The 18,438-nt window shown below is 72.6% G+C and carries 18 protein-coding genes and 1 pseudogene; 11 read left to right on the top strand and 8 right to left on the bottom strand.

Annotated features, from left to right (window positions below):
- Positions 1-113 precede the first annotated feature (113 nt).
- Together WME76_RS35860 and WME76_RS35855 are read left to right on the top strand one after the other, a co-directional pair.
- Positions 114-1,049: a hypothetical protein gene (locus tag WME76_RS35860; RefSeq protein ID WP_437956687.1), complete on the top strand. Its 936-nt coding sequence runs from the start codon at positions 114-116 to the stop codon at positions 1,047-1,049.
- 89 nt (positions 1,050-1,138) lie between these two features.
- Positions 1,139-2,338: a metallophosphoesterase gene (locus WME76_RS35855; RefSeq protein ID WP_437956686.1), complete on the top strand. Its 1,200-nt coding sequence runs from the start codon at positions 1,139-1,141 to the stop codon at positions 2,336-2,338.
- Between the two features lie 103 nt (positions 2,339-2,441).
- On the opposite strand, the gene WME76_RS35850 is transcribed toward WME76_RS35855, so the two are convergent.
- Positions 2,442-3,128 (bottom strand): hypothetical protein, encoded by a 687-nt coding sequence (locus WME76_RS35850; protein WP_437956685.1) that lies wholly within the window; start codon positions 3,126-3,128, stop codon positions 2,442-2,444.
- Between the two features lie 131 nt (positions 3,129-3,259).
- On the opposite strand from WME76_RS35850, the gene WME76_RS35845 reads away from it, so the two are divergent.
- The gene (locus WME76_RS35845) at positions 3,260-4,630 is read left to right on the top strand and encodes an OmpP1/FadL family transporter (protein ID WP_437956684.1); all 1,371 of its coding nucleotides are present in this window, start codon (positions 3,260-3,262) and stop codon (positions 4,628-4,630) included.
- A gap of 28 nt (positions 4,631-4,658) precedes the next feature.
- Here WME76_RS35845 and WME76_RS35840 read toward each other — a convergent pair whose 3' ends face one another.
- Positions 4,659-5,450 (bottom strand): response regulator transcription factor, encoded by a 792-nt coding sequence (locus WME76_RS35840; protein WP_437956683.1) that lies wholly within the window; start codon positions 5,448-5,450, stop codon positions 4,659-4,661.
- A gap of 59 nt (positions 5,451-5,509) precedes the next feature.
- Here WME76_RS35840 and WME76_RS35835 point away from each other — a divergent pair, with 59 nt between their 5' ends.
- The 3 genes from WME76_RS35835 to WME76_RS35825 are packed head-to-tail and all read left to right on the top strand — an operon-like array spanning position 5,510 to position 7,945.
- The gene (locus WME76_RS35835; RefSeq protein WP_437956682.1) at positions 5,510-6,601 is read left to right on the top strand and encodes a DsbA family protein; all 1,092 of its coding nucleotides are present in this window, start codon (positions 5,510-5,512) and stop codon (positions 6,599-6,601) included.
- The gene (locus tag WME76_RS35830) at positions 6,598-7,374 is read left to right on the top strand and encodes a 3'-5' exonuclease (protein WP_437956681.1); all 777 of its coding nucleotides are present in this window, start codon (positions 6,598-6,600) and stop codon (positions 7,372-7,374) included. The genes WME76_RS35835 and WME76_RS35830 overlap by 4 nt, the downstream gene beginning before the upstream one ends.
- 4 nt (positions 7,375-7,378) lie before the next feature.
- Complete coding sequence (locus WME76_RS35825; RefSeq protein WP_437956680.1) at positions 7,379-7,945, top strand: hypothetical protein; 567 nt, start codon at positions 7,379-7,381, stop codon at positions 7,943-7,945.
- A 74-nt stretch (positions 7,946-8,019) separates the two neighbouring features.
- Here WME76_RS35825 and folK read toward each other — a convergent pair whose 3' ends face one another.
- From folK to WME76_RS35795, 6 genes are all read right to left on the bottom strand, one after another.
- A complete protein-coding gene (gene folK, locus WME76_RS35820) occupies positions 8,020-8,517 on the bottom strand; it encodes a 2-amino-4-hydroxy-6-hydroxymethyldihydropteridine diphosphokinase (RefSeq protein ID WP_437956679.1) in 498 nt (165 codons plus the stop codon).
- Between the two features lie 112 nt (positions 8,518-8,629).
- On the bottom strand, positions 8,630-8,899 hold the full coding sequence (locus WME76_RS35815) for a hypothetical protein (RefSeq protein WP_437956678.1): 270 nt from the start codon (positions 8,897-8,899) through the stop codon (positions 8,630-8,632).
- Between the two features lie 157 nt (positions 8,900-9,056).
- The gene (gshB, locus tag WME76_RS35810; protein ID WP_437956677.1) at positions 9,057-10,016 is read right to left on the bottom strand and encodes a glutathione synthase; all 960 of its coding nucleotides are present in this window, start codon (positions 10,014-10,016) and stop codon (positions 9,057-9,059) included.
- A 70-nt stretch (positions 10,017-10,086) separates the two neighbouring features.
- A complete protein-coding gene (locus WME76_RS35805) occupies positions 10,087-10,953 on the bottom strand; it encodes an anti-sigma factor family protein (protein ID WP_437956676.1) in 867 nt (288 codons plus the stop codon).
- Positions 10,950-11,636 carry a sigma-70 family RNA polymerase sigma factor gene (locus WME76_RS35800; protein ID WP_437956675.1) on the bottom strand — a complete coding sequence of 229 codons (687 nt, stop codon included), beginning with the start codon at positions 11,634-11,636 and terminating at the stop codon, positions 10,950-10,952. Before WME76_RS35800 ends, WME76_RS35805 begins: the two co-directional genes overlap by 4 nt.
- Before the next feature lie 33 nt (positions 11,637-11,669).
- Entirely contained in the window at positions 11,670-12,410 is a 741-nt protein-coding gene (locus WME76_RS35795; RefSeq protein WP_437956674.1) for a polyhydroxyalkanoate synthesis regulator DNA-binding domain-containing protein, read from the bottom strand.
- 140 nt (positions 12,411-12,550) lie between these two features.
- Here WME76_RS35795 and WME76_RS35790 point away from each other — a divergent pair.
- The 5 genes and pseudogenes from WME76_RS35790 to WME76_RS35770 all read left to right on the top strand — a co-directional run.
- Positions 12,551-13,309, top strand: a pseudogene (locus WME76_RS35790) (ABC transporter ATP-binding protein); the annotation flags it as partial.
- Between the two features lie 80 nt (positions 13,310-13,389).
- Positions 13,390-15,369 carry an NADH-quinone oxidoreductase subunit NuoH gene (gene nuoH / locus WME76_RS35785; RefSeq protein WP_437956673.1) on the top strand — a complete coding sequence of 660 codons (1,980 nt, stop codon included), beginning with the start codon at positions 13,390-13,392 and terminating at the stop codon, positions 15,367-15,369.
- Positions 15,370-15,419: 50 nt separating this feature from the next.
- Positions 15,420-17,225, top strand: a complete 1,806-nt coding sequence (locus WME76_RS35780; protein ID WP_437956672.1) for a hypothetical protein — start codon at positions 15,420-15,422, stop codon at positions 17,223-17,225.
- Positions 17,222-18,247 carry a trypsin-like peptidase domain-containing protein gene (locus WME76_RS35775; RefSeq protein ID WP_437956671.1) on the top strand — a complete coding sequence of 342 codons (1,026 nt, stop codon included), beginning with the start codon at positions 17,222-17,224 and terminating at the stop codon, positions 18,245-18,247. Before WME76_RS35780 ends, WME76_RS35775 begins: the two co-directional genes overlap by 4 nt.
- Before the next feature lie 3 nt (positions 18,248-18,250).
- The gene (locus tag WME76_RS35770; protein ID WP_437956670.1) at positions 18,251-18,388 is read left to right on the top strand and encodes a hypothetical protein; all 138 of its coding nucleotides are present in this window, start codon (positions 18,251-18,253) and stop codon (positions 18,386-18,388) included.
- The last annotated feature ends 50 nt before the right edge of the window (positions 18,389-18,438 follow it).

The following is an 18,438-nucleotide window of genomic DNA, read 5'->3' as shown; positions in this document are numbered from 1 at the left end:
CGACCCACGTTGCGCCAGCGTGCATCGGAGGCACGCCGGGACGGCACATTCTATGAATGCTGAATGGGGACATGATACGCTCACTCCGCTTGTTCTTTTCTGGTGACCCTGGAATGAGCTACCAACGTTCCCTGCTGCTTCATGGTCTCGCGGCGCTCGCGATCGCCGCGGTCTCCGCGTGTGGGATGGCCCAGTCCGACGAAACGGCTGGCGACCCCGCGGAGTACACGGGGGGGACACCGGGCCAGGAGGGGTCCACCGGCTCGGGCGACTCCGCGCCGTTCGTGAGCGCCGGCGCCGGCGGCGACGACCTCGGCGGGGGCGGCGGGGCCACCGCGGTGGAAGAGGACGTCAACATCCCCGCGCCCGGAGGGCCGCCGGATCCTTACACGCGCTTCGCTCACCTGTGCGGCGACGGCTGCACGCCGGGGGGCGATCCGGGCGAGTGCTCGTCGTCGGAGGGCGGCGCGGGCACGGGGATGTCCCCCGCGCAGATGCTGCACTGCCAGCTCGCGCTCGTCGACGGCGACGCGATTCCGAGCTGCCGGCCGGTGGGCCGCTTCGACAAGGGCGGCCCCTGTCACCGGGGCACGGACTGCGCGATCGGGCTGGGCTGCGCGGCGGTCGACGGAGAGGGCGGCGTGTGCCGGCAATACTGCTGCGGCAACGTCGAGAGCTGCTCGCCTGGAACGTACTGCGACGAGCGGCCGATGGCCGAATCCATCCTCGAAGGGGGCGCTCCGGTCTCGATCCCGGTCTGCGTTCCCGCGGTGAACTGCGAGCTCCTGAACGACAGCGTCTGTCCGGCAGGGCAGACCTGCACTATCGTCCGCGAGGACGGGACGACGAGCTGCGTGACGCCCGGCGCCGGCCGGGCCAACGAGTCTTGCCCGTGCGCGCCCGGGTTCGTGTGCTCGATGCTGACGAACCAGTGCAAGCAGCTCTGCCGCATCGACGGGAGTGCGCGGGACTGCGGCGCAGGCGCCAAGTGCCAGGGCGGCAGCAGCGCTTACCCTCCGGGGTTCGGCGTGTGCGTCAACACGCTCTAGCTCCACCGGCCCGTTAAAAAGTGTTGCCGGTCCCCGCACCGGCGTGGATCGGAGCGGCAGGCGCGCGCTGCCGTGGTCATGCTGGGCGCGTGCAGCGGCCTCTCCTCCCCTTCCTCCTCTTCATCGGTGTTTTCAGCGCCATCGTGGCCGGCGTCCACTACTACCTCTGGCAGCGCCTGATCCGCGCGCCCGATCTTGGCCCGCTCTGGCACCGCGTCGGCAGCGTGGCCCTGGTGGTGCTCGCGTTGCTCGTGCCGGTCGGCCTCTTCGTCACGCGCGCGCTCCCCCGGCACATCGGCAGCGTCGTCGCGGGCGTCGTCTACACGTGGGTCGGCCTCGCCGTCCTGCTCTTCTTCCTCCTGCTCACCTCGGAGCTCGTCCGCCTCGGCGCCCACGGCGTCACGGCGCTCCTGAGCCAGCCGCCGCTCGACAGCGATCGCCGCACGTTCCTCTCGCGCGCCATCGCGGGCGCGGTCGGCGCGCTCGCGGTCGGCCTCGGCTTCGCTGGCGCCGCGAGCGCCCTCGGCGAGGTCGCCGTCCGCCCGGTGCGCGTCCGCCTCCGCCGTCTCCCCGCCGCCATGTCGGGCTTTCGCGTGGTTCAGCTCACGGACCTTCACATCGGTCCGACGATCGGACGGGAGTGGCTGGAGCGCGTCGTCGCGCGCGTGAACGCCCTCGAGCCGGATGTCGTCGCGATCACGGGAGATCTCGTCGACGGCTCCGTGGAAGAGCTCCGGGAGCACACCGCCCCGCTCGCCGATCTGCGCGCCAGGCACGGGGTCTTCTTCGTGACGGGCAATCACGAGTACTACTCCGGCGTCGAGGCGTGGATCGCGGAGCTCCGCCGGCTCGGCGTGAGGGTGCTCCGCAACGAGCGCGTCACGATCGGCGAGGGCGAGCTCAGCTTCGACCTGGCCGGGGTCGACGACTGGAGCTCCCGCAACATGGGCCGCGATCATGGCCCCGACCTCGCGCGCGCGCTCGCCGGGCGGGATCCTTCCCGGGAGCTCGTGCTGCTCGCGCACCAGCCCAAGCAGATCCTGGAGGCCGCGGAGCGCGGGGTCGGCCTGCAGCTCAGCGGCCACACCCACGGCGGCCAGATCTTCCCCTGGGGCCTCTTCGTGCGCCTCGATCAGCCCTACGTGGCCGGGCTGTCCTCCCACGGCGAGACCCAGATCTACGTGAGCCGCGGGACCGGCTACTGGGGCCCGCCGATGCGCGTCGGCGCGCCGTCCGAGATCTCGCTGATCGAGCTCGAAGGCACCGCCGCAGCCGAGGCCTTGGCCTAGGCCCCGCCCGGCGAGCCGCTGCGCGGCCCGAACCGTCGGCCGCGCTCGCTCGAGATCCCGCCGTACATCGACGTCCGTCGACGGCGCCTGCGCTACCGGGCGATCACGGGAGCGGGCGCGCCGGATCCCTGTCGCAGTTGATGACCGGCGCCGGGTAGCTGCTCGGATCGGTGATGCGCTCCATCGCGAACGTCGATCCCTTGAGATCCAGGGCGATCGGCCTCGTCGCCGTGCCGGTCACGTCGCCACAGACGAAGTCGGCGGGCGCGCAGAGGGCGCCGGTCAGCGTGATGGTGGCCTCGAGCTCGCTGCCGGAGATGGGGTTGGCGTTGCCTGGCACCACGATCGTCGGAAGCTCCGCGGTGAACTGCCCGTCGGCGGACACCTCGTAGGGCCCGACGTCGAACGGCTCGCCCGTGGGCGTCTTGCGATCCGCGGCCTCCAGCGGCTGGAAGCTCAGCGAGAAGCTCAGGCCGCCGTCGCTCGCCTCGGTGGTCAGCTTGCTCAAGAAGACGATGGGGGCCCGTGGGCTGAGATAGGCAGAAAGGCTGAAGAAGAAGTCGCCATCGGGGGCCCCTGCCTCCGGAAGGCAGTCGCCGCTCCCACCACCGCCGTTGCCGCCCTCTCCGTCGTTGCCGCCCTCGCCGCCGGCCTGGTCTTCTCGGATCGCGGTGTCGCGCGTCTCGAAGTCATCGTATCTGCCCTGCGGGTCGGCGCACCCGGCGAGGAGCGCGGCGCAGGAGAGGGTGGCAGAGGCGAGCGTTGTCCGGATGGGGCGGGAGAAAAGCATTTGACACCGTGCGAAAGGTGACATCTGACTCGATCGGGTCGAACGTCCCGCGAGCTGGCAGGTGACACACCCTACCACGCAGGTCTGTCGCAGGTGCGCGTTCCTCCGCCCCGTACCGAGAACACCCGGCCATGCTCATCCACCGCCACTGCATCGCGCTCTCCGTCGGCCTCCTCGGCGGCCTTGTCTGGACCGGGCCGGCGTTCGCCGGCGGCTTCGCGACCGCGCGGTTCGGCGGTGAGCACGGCAACCCGATCACCGGCAATCCGACCGCCGTTTATTACAACCCCGCGGGCCTCGCCGAGAGCGAGGGGATTCACCTGTTCCTGGACGGGACCTTCGCGCTGCGCGCCGCGTCCTACGCGCACACGCAGGCGGCGTCCGACGACGTGACGGTGCCGGAGGCGAACACCGGTGAGGCGCGCCTGCTCAACGAGGCCGCCTCGCCGATGCTCGGCGCGTCGGGCAGGTTCGGCGACCTGGCGCTGGGCGCCGGTATCTACGTGCCCTTCGGCGGCGCGGCGTCCTGGGGCAGGAACAGCGCCTTCGACGACAATGGCGATCTCGCCGGGCCCGTCGACGGCGTGCAGCGGTGGCACTCCATCGAGTCCTCGCTCCAGGCGATGTTCTTCACGCTCGCGGCGGCCTACAAGATCCCGGCGCTCCGCCTGAGCCTCGGCGCGTCGGGGAACCTGATCCGGACGCAGGTGAGCACCGTCCGCGCCCGCAACGCCTCCGGCGACAACCTCCTTGCCACCGAGGGGCGCTCGCTGCTCGAGGTGAGCGGGCTGCACGCGAGCTTCGGCGTCGGCGCGCTGATCGAGGCGATGCCGGAGAAGCTCTGGGTGGGCGCGTCGTACCAGTCGCGGCCGAACGTCACGGGGGGCGAGACGCTCGAAGGCACGCTGACCAACCGATTCAACGGCGTGTCGAGCGCTCCGACCGCCGTCGAGCTTCACCAGGGGCTGCCCGATATCGTCCGGCTCGGCGCCCGCTTCGTCCCGGCGGAGCGCCTGGAGATCCGGCTCTTCGGCGACTGGACGCGGTGGAGCTCGATGGAAAACCAGTGCCTCACGCAGGTGGGCGCGTCGTGCGCGATCGAGAGCGACGGCTCCGCCGTCGACCCCGTCGGCGTGGTGCAGAACATCGTGCGGCGCTGGAACGACACGTTCGGCGTGCGCGCGGGCGTCAGCTACTGGCCGAAGCCCCCGGTCGAGCTCTTCGGCGGCGTCGGGTACGACTCCAACGCTGTGCCTGACGACACCCTGGATCCGTCGGCCACCGACTTTCACGATGTCTCGTTCGCCGTGGGGGGGCGCTTCGAGCTCGCGGAGAAGCTGCACCTCGGGGCGTCGTACACGCACCTGTTCTATGCGAGCCGGGACACCACGGGAAAGAGCATCACCGCAGGCCTGGCGGGCAACTCGAGGGCTCCCGACTCCGGCGGGGTTTACGCGCAGACCATCGGCGTGCTCAACGTCAACGTGGACGTCGGCTTCTGAACGGCCAGCGGCGCCGCGGCGCGATGGCTCAGGAGGCGCCGCGCCGGGTCCGGCGGAGCAGGCTGAAGATGCGCGCCCGGAGCTCGGGGGCGCGGAACGGCTTCACCATGTACTCGTCGGCGCCGCTGGCGAAGGCGTGAACCATGTCCTGCGCCGAGGCGTTCGCGGTCAGGAAGAGGACGGGCAGATCGCGGAGCGCGGGATCCTGCCGCAGCGTCCGGCAGAGCTCGATGCCGGTCATCTTCGGGAGGTTCCAGTCGAGCACCACGAGGTGGAACGCCGAGCCGTGGACGTGTTCCAGCGCCTCCTCCGCGCTGGCGGCGGTGACGACGGCGAGCTCGACAGCCTCGAGCATCGTCGCCAGCATCCCGCGGACGTCAGGATCGTCGTCGACCACGAGCACCCGCGCGCCCTTGCCTCTCAGCCGGGGAGGCGAGGGCGCCCGGCCCGCCGCATCGATGTCCAGGTTGCCGTCCGGCGGCGCGGCGGGACGGACCTCGCCCGCGGCGCGGAGGAGCGCGGCCGCGTCGGTGTCGGGCATCGATCCAGGGCGGGTCGCCTCCGTCTGCGCGAAGTGGGCGAGGCGGCGCCAGTCGCGTGGCTCGAACGTGAGCCGCGCTCCCTCGGGCGAGATGCACGCGCACGCTGCCGCCGACGTGGCGCGGCGGTTTTCGCCCAGCTCGAAGATGGCGAGCACCCACTCGCCGTCGGCGACCACCTCCCCGGCGGGCAGCCCGAGCTCGAGGTCGCCGTCCTCCGGATCGCACACGATTTGCTCGAACTGTTGCAGATCCGGGAAGCGGTAGAGGACGCTCCGCACCCGGCGACGCTACACCCGCGCTAGCATCTCGCAAAGGGTGCGACTAAGCTCGCGCCGCGATGTCATTCCTGCGCTGGATGCTGCCGCTCCTCGCGCTGTCTTCGATCAGCGTCACGGGCTGTCCTGGTAATTCGGGTTCGAGCGAGCCGAAACCGGCCCCGAGCCCGGAGGTTTCGGTCTCGCTCGCCGGTGTGGACACCTCCTCGCTCACGCCCCGCGAGCGTCGAGAGTGGGCCGCCCAGGTCTCCGAGCTCCTCTCGCCCTGTCCGGACACGCCCGTGAGCATCGCGCAGTGCGTGAAGGAGGAGCGTCCCTGCAAGGCGTGCCTCCCCGCCGCGCAGCTCCTGCTCAAGCAGGTCAAGGAGGGCCGGTCGAAGAAGGAGCGCGAGGACGCGTTCCACATGCGCTTCGACGCGAACAAGGTCCGGACGCTCGCCACGGACGGCTCGCCCGACATGGGGCCGCCCGACGCGCCGATCACGATCGTGGAGTGGGCCGACTTCGAGTGCCCGTTCTGCCGGCTCATGTCGCCGGTGCTCGAGGAGCTCGTGAAGCGCTTCGACGGGCAGGTGCGGCTGGTCTTCAAGTTCTACCCGCTCTCGGCGCACGTCCACGGGGAGCCCGCCGCCCGCGCGGCGATCGCCGCGCTCAACCAGGGCAAGTTCTGGGAGATGCACCACCTGCTCTTCGAGAACCAGGACAAGCTGGAGCAGGCCGACATCGAGCGCTACGCGCAGCGGCTCAAGCTCGACATGGTGAAGTTCCGCGCCGACCTGGTCTCGCCCGAGACCAAGGCGCGGATCGACAAGGACAAGAAGCAGGCGGACGAGGTCGGCCTGGACGGCACGCCCCTTGTCTTCGTCAACGGCCGCGAGGCCGACCTGCAGCTCCTCTCGAACCCGCCCGCGGATCTCGAGGAGTGGGTGAAGGTCGAGCTGGAGCTCCTCGGCCACACGCCGCGGCCCGCGCCGCCGAAGCCGGCCGTCGCCCAGCCCGGCGCGACCGACGCGCCCGCCTCCGCGAGCGCGACCCCGGCCGCCAGCGCGGTCCCCGCCGCCGGCAGCAGCGCGCCCGCGGGCAGCGCGGCGCGCCCCGCGCCCTCTGCCGGACCGGCGCAGCCCGCTCAGCCCGCCCAGCCGAGGAAGCCTTGAAGGTCGCCGACCCGTGCGGCTGCTTCCCGACGGGCCGGCACTACCCTGGGATCGCGCACCTCCTCAAGGTGCGCGCCGTCGGCGTCGCGTCCGAGATCGACGCGGGCAGCGCCTGGATCGACCAGCCCATCGCCTTCATCGACGTCGAGACGACGGGGCGCGACCCCGCGGGGGATCGGATCATCGAGCTCGGCATCGTCATCGGCCGCGCTGGCGAGATCCTGACCCGCTACAACTGGCTCATCCATCCGGGGCGGCCGATCCCCGCGGAGAGCACCGCGATCCACGGGATCAAGGACGCGGACGTCGAGGGCAAGCCGTCGTTCGCCGAGGTCGCGGAGGAGATCCTCGTCTGCTTCAAGGGGGCGATCCCGGCGGCGTACAACGCGGCCTTCGATCGGTCGTTCCTCCTCGCCGAGCTCGAGCGCGTGGGCATGCGCCCGCGCGAGCCGCCGCCCGCCATGCGGCGGGAGGTCGACTGGATCGACCCGCTCACGTTCGCCCGTGAGCTCTACAAGAACGAGGAGAGCCGAGCGCTCGGCGACATGGCCGCGCGGCTCGGGATCACGCTGGACAAGGCGCACCGCGCGACGGACGACGCCGAGGCGGCGCTCCAGGTCCTGTACGCGCTGGCGAAGGATCCGCGGGTGCCTCGCGCCTACGGCGGCCTGATCCAGGAGCAGCGGCGGCTGGTTCGCCTGCAGGATGAAGCGCGGAAGCTCTGGCGGAAGGCTCCTGCCGCCGCCGCGCCTCCGACCTCGAAGCCGAGCTGACGTCATGGCCGACGGGCCGAAGCGACGCCTCCCGATCGTCGGCGGCGGTGCGCCCGGCGCGGCGCCTCCCCGCAGCGCGACGGCCGCGCCGGAGAAGCGCAAGCTCCCCGTGCTGCAGAGCAGCGGCGACGAGGAGGGAGAAGACCGTCCGCCGTGGCACTGGATCGCGCTCGGGACGGTGGCGACGTTCATCGCGTGGCTGCCGCTCGCGGGGCTCGTCAACACGCTGCTGCGCCGGATGCTGGAGGGGGCAGGGGACGCCGAGGCGCCGACGCGGGTGCGGCTCGCGATGGTCGGGCTCAACGTGATCGCGTTCGCGCTCGCCGGCGTCGCCGGGGGTTACCTCGTCGGGCGGTTCGGCGGGCGCGCCGGGCGGCGCGAGGCGGCCGCGAGCGGGGCCGTCGTCGCGGCGCTCGCCTGGGCGCTCGCGCTCGCCGAGGGCGCGCCGGCGGGCGCGCTGGGGTGGGCGCTGCTGCTCGTCGTGATGGTCGCGATCGGCAGCGCGGCGTCGTACGCCGGCGGCAGCGCCGGGCTGCGGGCTCGATCCGGCGAGGCGCCTCGCCCGAGCTGAGCGCGCGCTCTGGCGTCGCCGCGGCCGGCCGTCACGGTCGCGCGTCGCCGGGGCGCGCAGATCGAGCGCGCCGTTCAGCCCGGATCGAGCCGGCGAATGGGCGCGCTCGCCTCGGCGAGCGAGGCGTACGCGAGGGCCGTGCGCGGGTCGCGCGCGTCGGGGGCCACGTCGAGCAGCGGCCTCAGCGCGAAGACCCGCTCGCAGAGCCGCGGGTGCGGCACCTCGAGGTCCGGCTCCGCGACGGCCTCGCCCTCCATCCAGAGCAGATCCAGATCGATCGTCCGCGGGCCCCACCGCACCGGATCGGGGCGCTTCCGCCCGAGCGAGCGCTCCACGGCGAGCGTGCGCTCGAGGATCTCACGCGCGGACAGCGACGTGGCGACGAGCACCGCGGCGTTCACGTAGTCGCCTTGCGGCGGGCCACCTGCGGGCGGCGACTCGTAACGCGGCGACTCGCGGACCACCTCGATGTCGGGATCGGCGTCGAGCGCCGCGACGGCGGCGCGGATCGTCGCCAGGCGATCGCCCACGCTCGACCCCAGCCCGATGACGACGCGTCGATGAGACCTCATGACGGGAACCTACCACGCAGCTCCAGGCTGCTCGCGACGCTCGGCGTCGGGTCACCGAGCGCCGGGCACCGTGGACCTCGCGCCGGCGCGACGATCCGCGCGAGCCTCGCGATCACTCCCGGGGGTCGCTGGCGCGGCGTCCGGCTCCGAGCCGCCGGCCTTCGGGACGCGGGGGGAAGACGCGCCGATCCTCGGGGTTGCGGCGCGGGATGGGGGAGCGGCGCTCGACGGACGTGTCGCCCTGCGCCGGCGGCCCACCGCGCTGGAGGCCCACGAACAGCTCGCGCATCTCCTCGAACGTCTCCGGCATGGCGGCGGCGACGGTCGCCGCGTGCGACCGGCACAGGCTCAGCGAGCGCCCCTGGATGACCACGCGGGCCATCCGCGTCCGCGCGCGAGCATCCCCGGACGGCACGCCCTCCCGGCCGTCCAGCTCGCGATCTTCACATACGGCACATCGCTCGAATGACTCGCCCATACGGGAGCCTTCGCAGAAACCGGGCCTCCGGGCCAACTTCCGGATGCCCGGGCGCGTCCGGTCACCCGCGCGTCCGGCCGCGCGCCCGCTCCTCGGCCCAGGCGATCACCCGCTCGGCGGGATCCGTGCCGGTGAAGCGGCCGAGCTCCTGGATGCCCGTCGGGCTCGTGACGTTCACCTCGGTCAGGCGCTCGCCGATCACGTCGAGGCCCACGAAGAAGAGGCCGTCGGCGCGCAGGCGAGGCGCGACCGCCCGGACGAGATCGCGCTCGCGCGGCGTCAGCTCCGTCGAGACCACGCGCCCGCCGACATGGATGTTCGAGCGGTGGTCGTCGTCGCGCGGAACCCGGAGGATGGCGCCGATCGGCTCGCCGTCGAGCAAGAGGACGCGCTTGTCGCCCTGGACGACCGCGGGGAGGTATTCCTGCACCATCGCGAGGCGGTGCCCCTCGCTCGTCATCATGTCCGCGATCGCGCGCGCGTTCTTGTCGCGCTCGCTGATCTGCAGCACGCCGAGGCCGCCCGCGCCGTCCAGCGGCTTGATCACCGCCGTGCCGCCGAGGTCGCGGACGAACGCGTGGATCTGCTCGCGATCGGCGGTGACCAGCGTCCTCGGCGTCCACTCGGGGAAGTTCAGCGCGTAGAGCTTCTCGTTGGCGTCGCGCAGCCCGCGCGGGTCGTTCACGATGAGCGGGCAGCGCCGCGCGCGCTCCAGGATCAGCGTCGCGTACAGGTAGCTGCGATCGAACGGCGGGTCCTTGCGGATGAAGATCGCGTCGACGTCCGCGAGGCGGAGCCGGCGCGGGCCGCCCGCGACGTCGAGCGAGATGTACGGGGGCGCGTCGCCGATGATCACCGGGGTCGTCGAGGCGTGCGCCTCGCCGCCCTCGATCGAGAGGTCGCGCGGCAGGCAGTGGTAGCTCTCGTGTCCGCGCGCCTGCGCCGCTCGGATGAAGGCGAACGACGTGTCCTTGTCGTGCGCCACGCGGCTCAGCGGATCCATGACGAAGACGAAGCGCATGCGGTCTCTCGCGGGTTGGGGTGGTCGAGGGGGGGGAGGGGCGCGCCGCGCACGGGCGGCGCGGGCGCGGTCACTGCATCGCAGCGAGGACGAGCTGCGTGCTGAGGTCGTCGCCGAGATCCGAGGCGAGCGCGTAGCCGACGCCGCTGCGCTCGGCGGCGACGACCGAGTAGCCGTTGATCTTGCCCACGTAGACGGGGCGCTCGCGCACGACGCGCGGCTGGAGGATCGGCTGCGCCTTCTGCACCGGGACCGCGCGTGAGTTGAAGAGGTACACCGTCACGCGGTGGTTGCCCCTCACGACGTACTGGAGCAGCGCGGCGCGCCGGTCGCGCATCGTGTGCACGCGGGCGCCCATGAAGTTCACGGGCATCGACTGGAACTCCGGCCTGCGGACCGGCACGCCGACGAACGGATCGAAGCGCGGCAGGTCCTCCGGGTTGGTCGTCTCCGGCGGCAGCGGCTGGGCGTGCTGGGTGACGAGGTCGTCGAGCAGGATCTCGACGCTCTCGGCGCGCGCCGCGTCGGCCTCCACCTTCGCGGAGCTCTTCGCGACCTCCGGCGGCGGCGCGGCGGCTCGCTGCCGCGTCACGCCCACCATGAACACGACGCCCGCGGCCACGGCGAGCGCGGCGGCGTAGCCCCTGTGCATGAGGCGCGGCCTCGCCTCGAACGACTGCGCCGCCTCGCGCGCGTGCTCGTGCGCGATCGACGCCGCGATGCGCGCCCGCAGCGCGTTCGGGCACGCCGGGGGCTTCGACCGCTTCAGGCTCGCGCGCAGCGAGCGCAGCACCTTCACCTGCTCGAAGCACGGCGGGCACTGGACGAGGTGGGACTCGAGGTCCACCGCGTGATCCGGATCCAGCTCGCCGTCGACGTAGGCCGACAGCGCGTACTCGAACTGCGCACAGCTCTCGATCGACTTCGCGGCGCTCATGCGACACCCCGCTTCCGCTTGCGGTACGCGTCCAGGTCGGCGGGCGCCTCCTTCGGTGCGTCGTCGCTGACGATGCCCATCAGGACCGCGTGCTCGCGCAACGTCTTCTGGAGGAGCTTGCGGCCCCGGTGCAGCCGCGACATCACCGTGCCGATGGGGCAGCCCATCGCCTCGGCGATCTCCTTGTAGGAGAGCTCCTCGATGTCCGAGAGCACCACCGCGAGGCGGAACTCCTCGGGCAGCTCGTCGAGGGCGCGCTGCACCTCGGCCTCGATGAGCGGCGTGAGCGCCTGGGTCTCCGGATCGCGCATCGCGCGCATCGTGGTCGCACCGACCCAGCCGTCGGTGAGCGGCTCGGCGTCAGGGCCCTCGAAGATGCCTCGCTCGAGGCCCCCGCGCCGGTACCGGTTGATGAACGTGTTCGTCAGGATCCGGAGCAACCAGGCCTTGAGGTTGGTGCCGGGCTCGAACTGATCCCGGGCACGCATCGCCTTGACGATGGTGTCCTGGACCAGATCCTCCGCCTCGGTCGAGCTCTTGGTCATCCTGCAGCTCACGCCGTACAGCGTGTCCAGATGACCGAGCAGCTCGACCTCGAAGGCGTCCGCGCGCCCCCCCTCGCTGCTGGATAACGACAGGTCCTGCGCTACGGACGCAGGTTTCTTGCTGAAGAAGAACGGCATGGGATCGACGGGGGAACAGAGGGGCGGTCAGGACTATTCCGGCCTGCTCTCGCCCCCCTGCCCCTCGCCCGCGGGCTCGTCCGTGGCGGAGCCGGCCTGGAGGGGAGCGGTGCCCTCGATCTGCTCACCCGCGCGTCCCTGGAGCTTCGCCTCCAGCTCGTCAATGCGCTGCGAAAGGCGCTTGACATCGGCCTGGAGATCGCGGACCAGCCCGAGACCCGGCAGGATCGACAGGATGCGCTCGTCGACGGCCTGCTGCCACTGATCGAGCGTCTGCTTCGAGCTCTCGACGATGCCGCTCAGGCGGCCCTTCGCGTGGCTCGACCTGTCCGCGTCGAGCGGCGGGGGCGGCTGGGACGGCGACGCGGAGGCCGCCTGCTCCGGCGCGGGCGCCTGCGGCGCGCCCGGCGCTGCAACCCCGCCCTCACCCGGGACCGCGCCGGGGATGAGCCGGCCGATCGGCCCCTCGCGGAGCTGCGAGAGCAGCCGCTCGCCTCGCTCCTGGATCAGATCCCTCAGCGTGCCGAGCGGAACCGAGCGCGGCTGCGACTTGAGGTCCTCCGAGATGATCAGCGCCAGCGTGACCTCGGTCTTGTCCTCCTTGGTCGCGTTGTCGATGATCTGGACCTCCTCGCCGGCCCGCACCATCTCCCCGATCTGTTGCAGGGTGACGTAGCGACTGTCCTTCGTGTCGTAGAGCTTCCGATTGGAGTAGCGCTTGATAACGCGACGCGGTACCTCGCCGCTGCCCAGGGTCTCCTTCGCCGTTTCCATCTCCTCTACGCCTCGAGTCGATTGGACCACCGCTAGAAACCTCGCGCAAGGGAAGATCACTCGATATCACTCGATAAAAGAGGCGGCGCTTGAAGGAGCCGGCGATCGAGCTGCGTGACGTGACCGCGAGCTATCCCACCGGGAGGCTGGCGCTGGAAGGGATCAGCCTGGCGGTGCGCGCGGGCGAGCTCTGCGCCGTCCTGGGGCCGAACGGCGCCGGCAAATCGACGCTGGTCCGCGTCCTGTCCGGAGCCCTGCGGCCAGCGCGGGGGGAGGCGAGCCTGCTGGGGAGGCCGCTCGGCGGCATGGACCGGCGGGCGATCGCGCGGTGCGTGGCGGTCGTGCCCCAGGGCATCGCCTCGGCGCCCGGGTTCACGGTGCGCGAGGTCGTGATGATGGGCCGCGCGCCCCACCAGGGCGCGTGGATGCGCGCCTCCGGGCGCGACGAGGAGGCGGTCGCCCGCGCCCTCGGCGCCTGCGACCTCGTCGAGCTCTCGGGGCGGCCGGTGGCCGAGCTGTCCGGCGGCGAGCAGAAGCGGGTCGCCATCGCCCGGGCGCTCGCGCAGGAGGCGCAGGTGCTGATCCTCGACGAGCCAGGGGCCCACCTCGACATCCGCCACTCGATCGAGGTCCACGAGGTCGTGCGCAGGGAGGTGGCCGAGCGGCGCCTCGCCTGCGTCGCCGTGCTGCACGACCTCAACGCGGCGGCCCAGTACGCCGATCGGGTGGCGCTCCTCAAGGGCGGGCGGCTGGTCGCGCAGGGCACCATCGAGGAGGTGATGACCTACCGCCGCCTCAGGGACGTGTTCGAGGCAGAGCTCTACGTGGGGGTGAACGAGCTCGACGGCAGCCGGTACTTCCTCCCCGTCCGGGGCGCGCCCGGCGCGCCGGTTCGCTGATCAGCGCCGCCCGCGGCGGGGGCCGAGCGCGATCCTCCGCAATCTCGACCGTTTGCGCGGCGCGGTTTATAAGCGGCCCCATGCGCGGATCTCCACCCTGGAGAGCTCTCCCTCGAGGCTTCCTCCCGTGCCTGCTGGCCCTGGTCGCGCTCCTCGGCGCGGCCGGCTGCGCCCGGAGCCGGACGGCGCCCGAGCTCCTGAACGTGATCGACGTCGTCCCGCGCGAGGTCGACCTCGGCGACCGCATCGAGATCCTCGGGACCAACCTTCCCACCGCCGAGGCGAAGGAGGCGGTCGTCACGTTCCGCGGGACGCTGCGGCGCCCGGGCCAGGCGCCGCTCACCGATCAGAGCATCGAGATCGACGACGCGCAGGTCAGCAGCAGCAAGGTCTCGCTGGTCTTCTCCGAGGGGCTGCAGGCGCGCTTCGCCGGCCGCGGCGACGACGCGGTGCACACGACCTTCCACGGCGACGTCGTCGTCGAGATCCCCGCGACCACGCAGGGGGCGCTCCCCGTGGCGGGCACGGTGCGGGGCGTCACGATCGACTTCATCCCGCCGACCCCGCGCCGCGCCGTCATCGAGGCGCGCGAGAAGGAGGGGGCGCGCGCGCTCGCGTTCCTCGGCGTCGAGGTCGCGGCCGAGTCGCCGCCGTCCGGCGGGCTCGTCGTGACGGGCGTGCGCGACGCGAGCCCGGCGAGCCGGGCGCAGATCGCCCCGGGCGACGTCATCACGAGCTTCGAGGGCGTGAAGGTCCTCTCGAGGGGCGACGTGATCCCGAGCGGCCACGAGCGGCTGTCGACGGTCGGGATCCGGCGGGGCAGCGCGACCCCGTCCCAGGTCCAGGTCTCGACCGAGGGGTTCCACGCGAGCGCGCCGACCGACCTGCTCGGCGCCGGGATCATCCTCGGCGTGGCCGCCGCGATCATCCTGCTCTTCATGGCCCCGACCGCGGGGATCATCACCTGGGTCGAGCGCCGCGTCTCGGCGCGCATGCAGTCGCGCATCGGGCCGAACCGCGCCGGGCCGCAGGGCTTCCTCGTGTGGATCGCCGATGGGATCAAGTCGATCCTCAAGGAGGACATCATCCCGGCGGAGAGCGACAGGGCGCTCTTCCGGCTCGCGCCCTACCTCGTGTTCGTCGGCGTGTCGGCGACGTTCGTGGTGATGCCGTTCGGCCAGTACCTCATCGCGGCCGACCTCGACATCGGCATCCTCTTCGTCATCGCCGTGACCTCGCTCGTCACGATCGGCCTCATGACCGGCGGCTGGGCGTCGAACAACAAGTGGTCGCTCCTCGGCGGGATCCGCTCGGCGGCGCAGATCATCAGCTACGAGATCCCCGGCGCGGTCGCGATCGTGTGCATCGTCATGATGACCGGGTCGTTGCGCCTTCAGGACATCATCGGCGCGCAGGGCGGCACCGGGGCCTCGTTCCTCGACGTGGGCGGCTGGCCCTGGTACTGGTTCGTCTTCCGCAACCCGATCACGTTCGCGCTGTTCTTCCTGTACTTCACGACGGCGCTGGCGGAGGGCAACCGCGCGCCGTTCGACCTGCCCGAGGCGGAGAGCGAGCTCGTCGCCGGCTACTCGACCGAGTACTCGGGCATGCGGTACCTCTTCTTCTTCTTCGCCGAGTGGGCGAACGTCTTCGTGATGTGCGGGATCGCGAGCGCGCTCTTCCTCGGCGGCTGGCAGATCCCCGGCGTCTCCCCGGCCCAGCAGGAGGCGAGCTTCGGACTCCAGCTCCTCGGTGTTTTCCTCTTCCTGCTGAAGAGCTGGCTGCTCGTCTTCGTCGTCATCTGGATCCGCTGGACGCTGCCGCGCGTCCGGATCGACCAGATGATGAACCTCTGCTGGAAGTGGTTCGTCCCGCTCTCGTTCGGGGCCTTCCTTCTGACGGCGCTCTGGATGGTGATCGGCGTCAGCAAGACGGTCCAGCTCGTCATCAGCGTGGTCACCTTCGCCGTCTGGGCCTACCTGCTCATCCACTTCATTCGCAGGGTCCAGTACAACCTGCGGCAGGCCAAGGTCGCGCTCCACCTGAATCCGTTCCTGTGAGAGCAAACCCCGGTGCCACCTCGGCCTTGCGCTGAGGTATGCTGTCGGGCGTGGCGGTCCCGTCGAGCCCGGCCTCCGATTTCTGCGCGGCGTGCGGCTTCCCGCTGCGCGGGCCGCGGTGCGAGGCGTGCGGGGTCGACCGCTCGCCGGCGATCTCGCGCAAGCCGCCGCCCGCGGACGCCGACTGGGACGGGAGCTCGGTAGAGGCCTGGCGCGCGCGCGATCCGGTGCGCTTCGTGTCCCACTGCGCGTCGGCGGAGGCCGGGACGAGCGTCCAGGCGACGACGCTGCAGGAGGGCGTGGGGTGGATCGTGCCGCTCGGGGCGGCGACGCTGTTCGTCGCGCTCGACGCGGCGAACGAGCGGGTGTCGATCGACGTCCCGGTCGCGCGCGTCGCGGAGCGGCAGCGGGTGCCGCTCCTCCGGGCGGCGCTCGAGCTCTCCGGCGGCCCCGAGCCCTTCCGGCTCTGTCTGCGGGACGATCTGCTGCTGCTCCGCCGCGTCGGTCGCGTCGCCGCGTTCACGCCGGAGGCGCTGCGCCTGGCGCTGCGCGAGAGCGGCGAGGCGGCGCAGCGGCTCGGGGCGACGATGGCCGCCTGGTTCGACGCGCGACCGCCGTTCTCGGAGGAGCAGCGCGCGAGCCTGACGTGGGCGTCGGCCGGCCGCGCGCGGCCCCTGAAGAGCTTCTCCATCCCGCCGACACCGGGCCGCCCGCCGAGCGCCCCGTCGGTGCGCGCCGTCGCGCCCCCGCCGCCGATCTCGGCGGTGCGGACGCCGCACGAGGAGCACTCGGCGTGGGCCGCGCCCCCGCTGCCGCGCCTGCCGGAGTCGGTCGCGCGCCCCATCCGCGACGCGGACGCGATCCCCGACATCCTGTCGCCGTCGCTGGCGTCCGTCCCGGCGCCGACGTCGATGACCGCGTCGGCGAGGAACGGCGGCGCGCCGTCGGCGAAGGCCGGCATCCTCCCGCCGGCGCACGACGGGGGCGCCGCGTCGAAGGCGATCAGCAGCGTGGCGATCCCGGGGCCCGAGGCCGGCGCCGCGAAGCCGGCCTCGGCGACCGCGGCCCCGCTCTCGGGGGAGCACGCGCCGGCCGCGGACACGCCGGCGCAGATCAGCGATCGCCGCAGCGCGCGCACCGTGCCCTTTCGGCGCTCGAACTCCAGCGTGATGGCCGCCGTGACGACCCCGGTGTCGGTGCGCCCGCCGGCGCTGCCGGAGGTCGAGATCGACCCGCCGTCGCGCCAGAACATCCCGTCCCGCCCCGAGTCGACGAACACGCCGGCGGACCGGTTCTGCCAGCTCCTCCGGGATGCGCAGGTGCTCGGCACGGCGCTCAGCTTCCAGGAGCGGCCGGGCGTCATGGTGCTCCTCATCCGGTGCACCGTGTTCCGGGCGATCTACGAGTACGGCGACACGATGCCGGACGCGGTGGCGCACCTCTACCGCTGCACGGCGGCCGCGACCCGCGAGCTCATCCAGGCCGAGGGCGGCGCGCGCCGCGGGGGCACGGCCGGGGTCGCGGAGCCGGCGTTCCTCGCGATGGAGCGCCTCGTGACGCTGCGCGGGCAGGTCGCGGAGGAGAAGCCGCTGCACATCGATCCGCTCACCACGGCGGCGCTCGCGCGCGAGCACCTCGGCCGCTACCTGCGCGAGATCGAGCGCGCGCCGGCCGACCCGATGCTCCGCCACTTCCTCGCGATCGGCGCCCTCTCGGAGCTGCTCGTGCGCACGAAGCTGCCCCTCAAGACGGAGCAGCGGCTGCGCGACATCGTCGCCTACGCGCAGCGCGACGGCGCGAAGCCCGGCACGATCGATCTGCTGATGACGGCGCTCTCGAGGATCGTCGCCCAATGACGTCGCAGCTCGCGCCGCACGGCGACGGCGATCTGGCCCTGCTCCACGAGCGGGTCGCCCGCGCGCGCCGCTCGATCGTGGCGATCCGCGCCGGCGCGCTCGTCACGACCGGCTGGGTGGCGCTCGGCAACGGCGTCGTGGTGACGAGCCGGCGCGGGCTCGGCTACCCGACGGAGGTCGCGCTGACGCTCGAGGACGGGCGGAGCATGGCGGGGCGCGCGATCGCCGCCGACGTGGGGCGGGACGTGGCGATCGTCGCGCCGGGCGAGCCGCCGGGCGTCGCGGCGCTCGCCGTGCGCGCCCCGGCGGAGCCGCGGCTCGGCGAGCGCGTCGCCGTGCTGAGCTGCCTGCCGGGGCAGAGCCTGCGCCTCGCCGTCGCCAGGGTGTGCCACGTGGCGCGCAAGGTCGACGGGCAGCTCCCCGCGTTCGAGCTCGACGTGGCGGCCCCTCTCGGCGCGCCGGTGCTCGACCCGGAGGGGCGCGTGCTCGGGGTGGTGGCGGCGCCGTCCGGCGTCGCGGGCGAGCTCCCGGGCCACAGCGTCGTGCTGCCGGCGGGCTCGTTCCAGCCGCTGCTCGCCTCGGCCGACCGGCCGCTCGTCGAGCTCAGGGAGAGGGCGCCTGTCTACCGCTGCCCGGCGTGCGATGAGCCGTTCGACGTCGAGAGCGATCGCTGCCTGGGCTGCGGCCGGCTGCTGCCGCACGCGTTCGCGCCGGCCCCGGCCCGCGCCGGGGTCGAGCGGGTGATCCGCCAGGGCCTGTCGGCGCTCGGGATCATCGCCAACCGGGCGCGCGTCGGCCCGAGGACGTGGCGCATCGCGCAGCGGCCGTTCCCGGCGGCGGAGACGGCGACGCAGGTGGACGTCGAGATCGACGAGGCGGGGCGCCTGCTGACGCTGCGCGCGCCGGTCGTCGGCCTGCCGGCGGCGAACCACGAGCCGTTCTACCGGTTCCTGCTCACGATGAACGACCAGACCACGGGCGAGTTCCGCGTGTCGATCACGGGCGACGAGGTCTCGGTCTAGTGCGTGGCGTCGCTGGAGGGCTTCTCGGACCACGACGCGGCGCTGCTGATCGACGGGCTCGTCCAGATGGCCGACGAGTACCGCCGGACCCTCGCCGAGACCTTCGAGGCGGCGCCGCGCTTCGAGTCGGCGCCGCGCTGAGAGGGCCGCGGCCGGCGGGGAGGCTTCGGGAGGCGGGGGGAGGCTTCGGG

The sequence above is a fragment of the Sorangium sp. So ce119 genome (genome assembly GCF_051524405.1).
GTDB classification, from domain to species: Bacteria; Myxococcota_A; Polyangia; order Polyangiales; family Polyangiaceae; genus Sorangium; species Sorangium cellulosum_G.
Note: the sequence above shows the minus strand (reverse complement) of the source record. Positions and strands in the feature narration are given on the sequence as shown.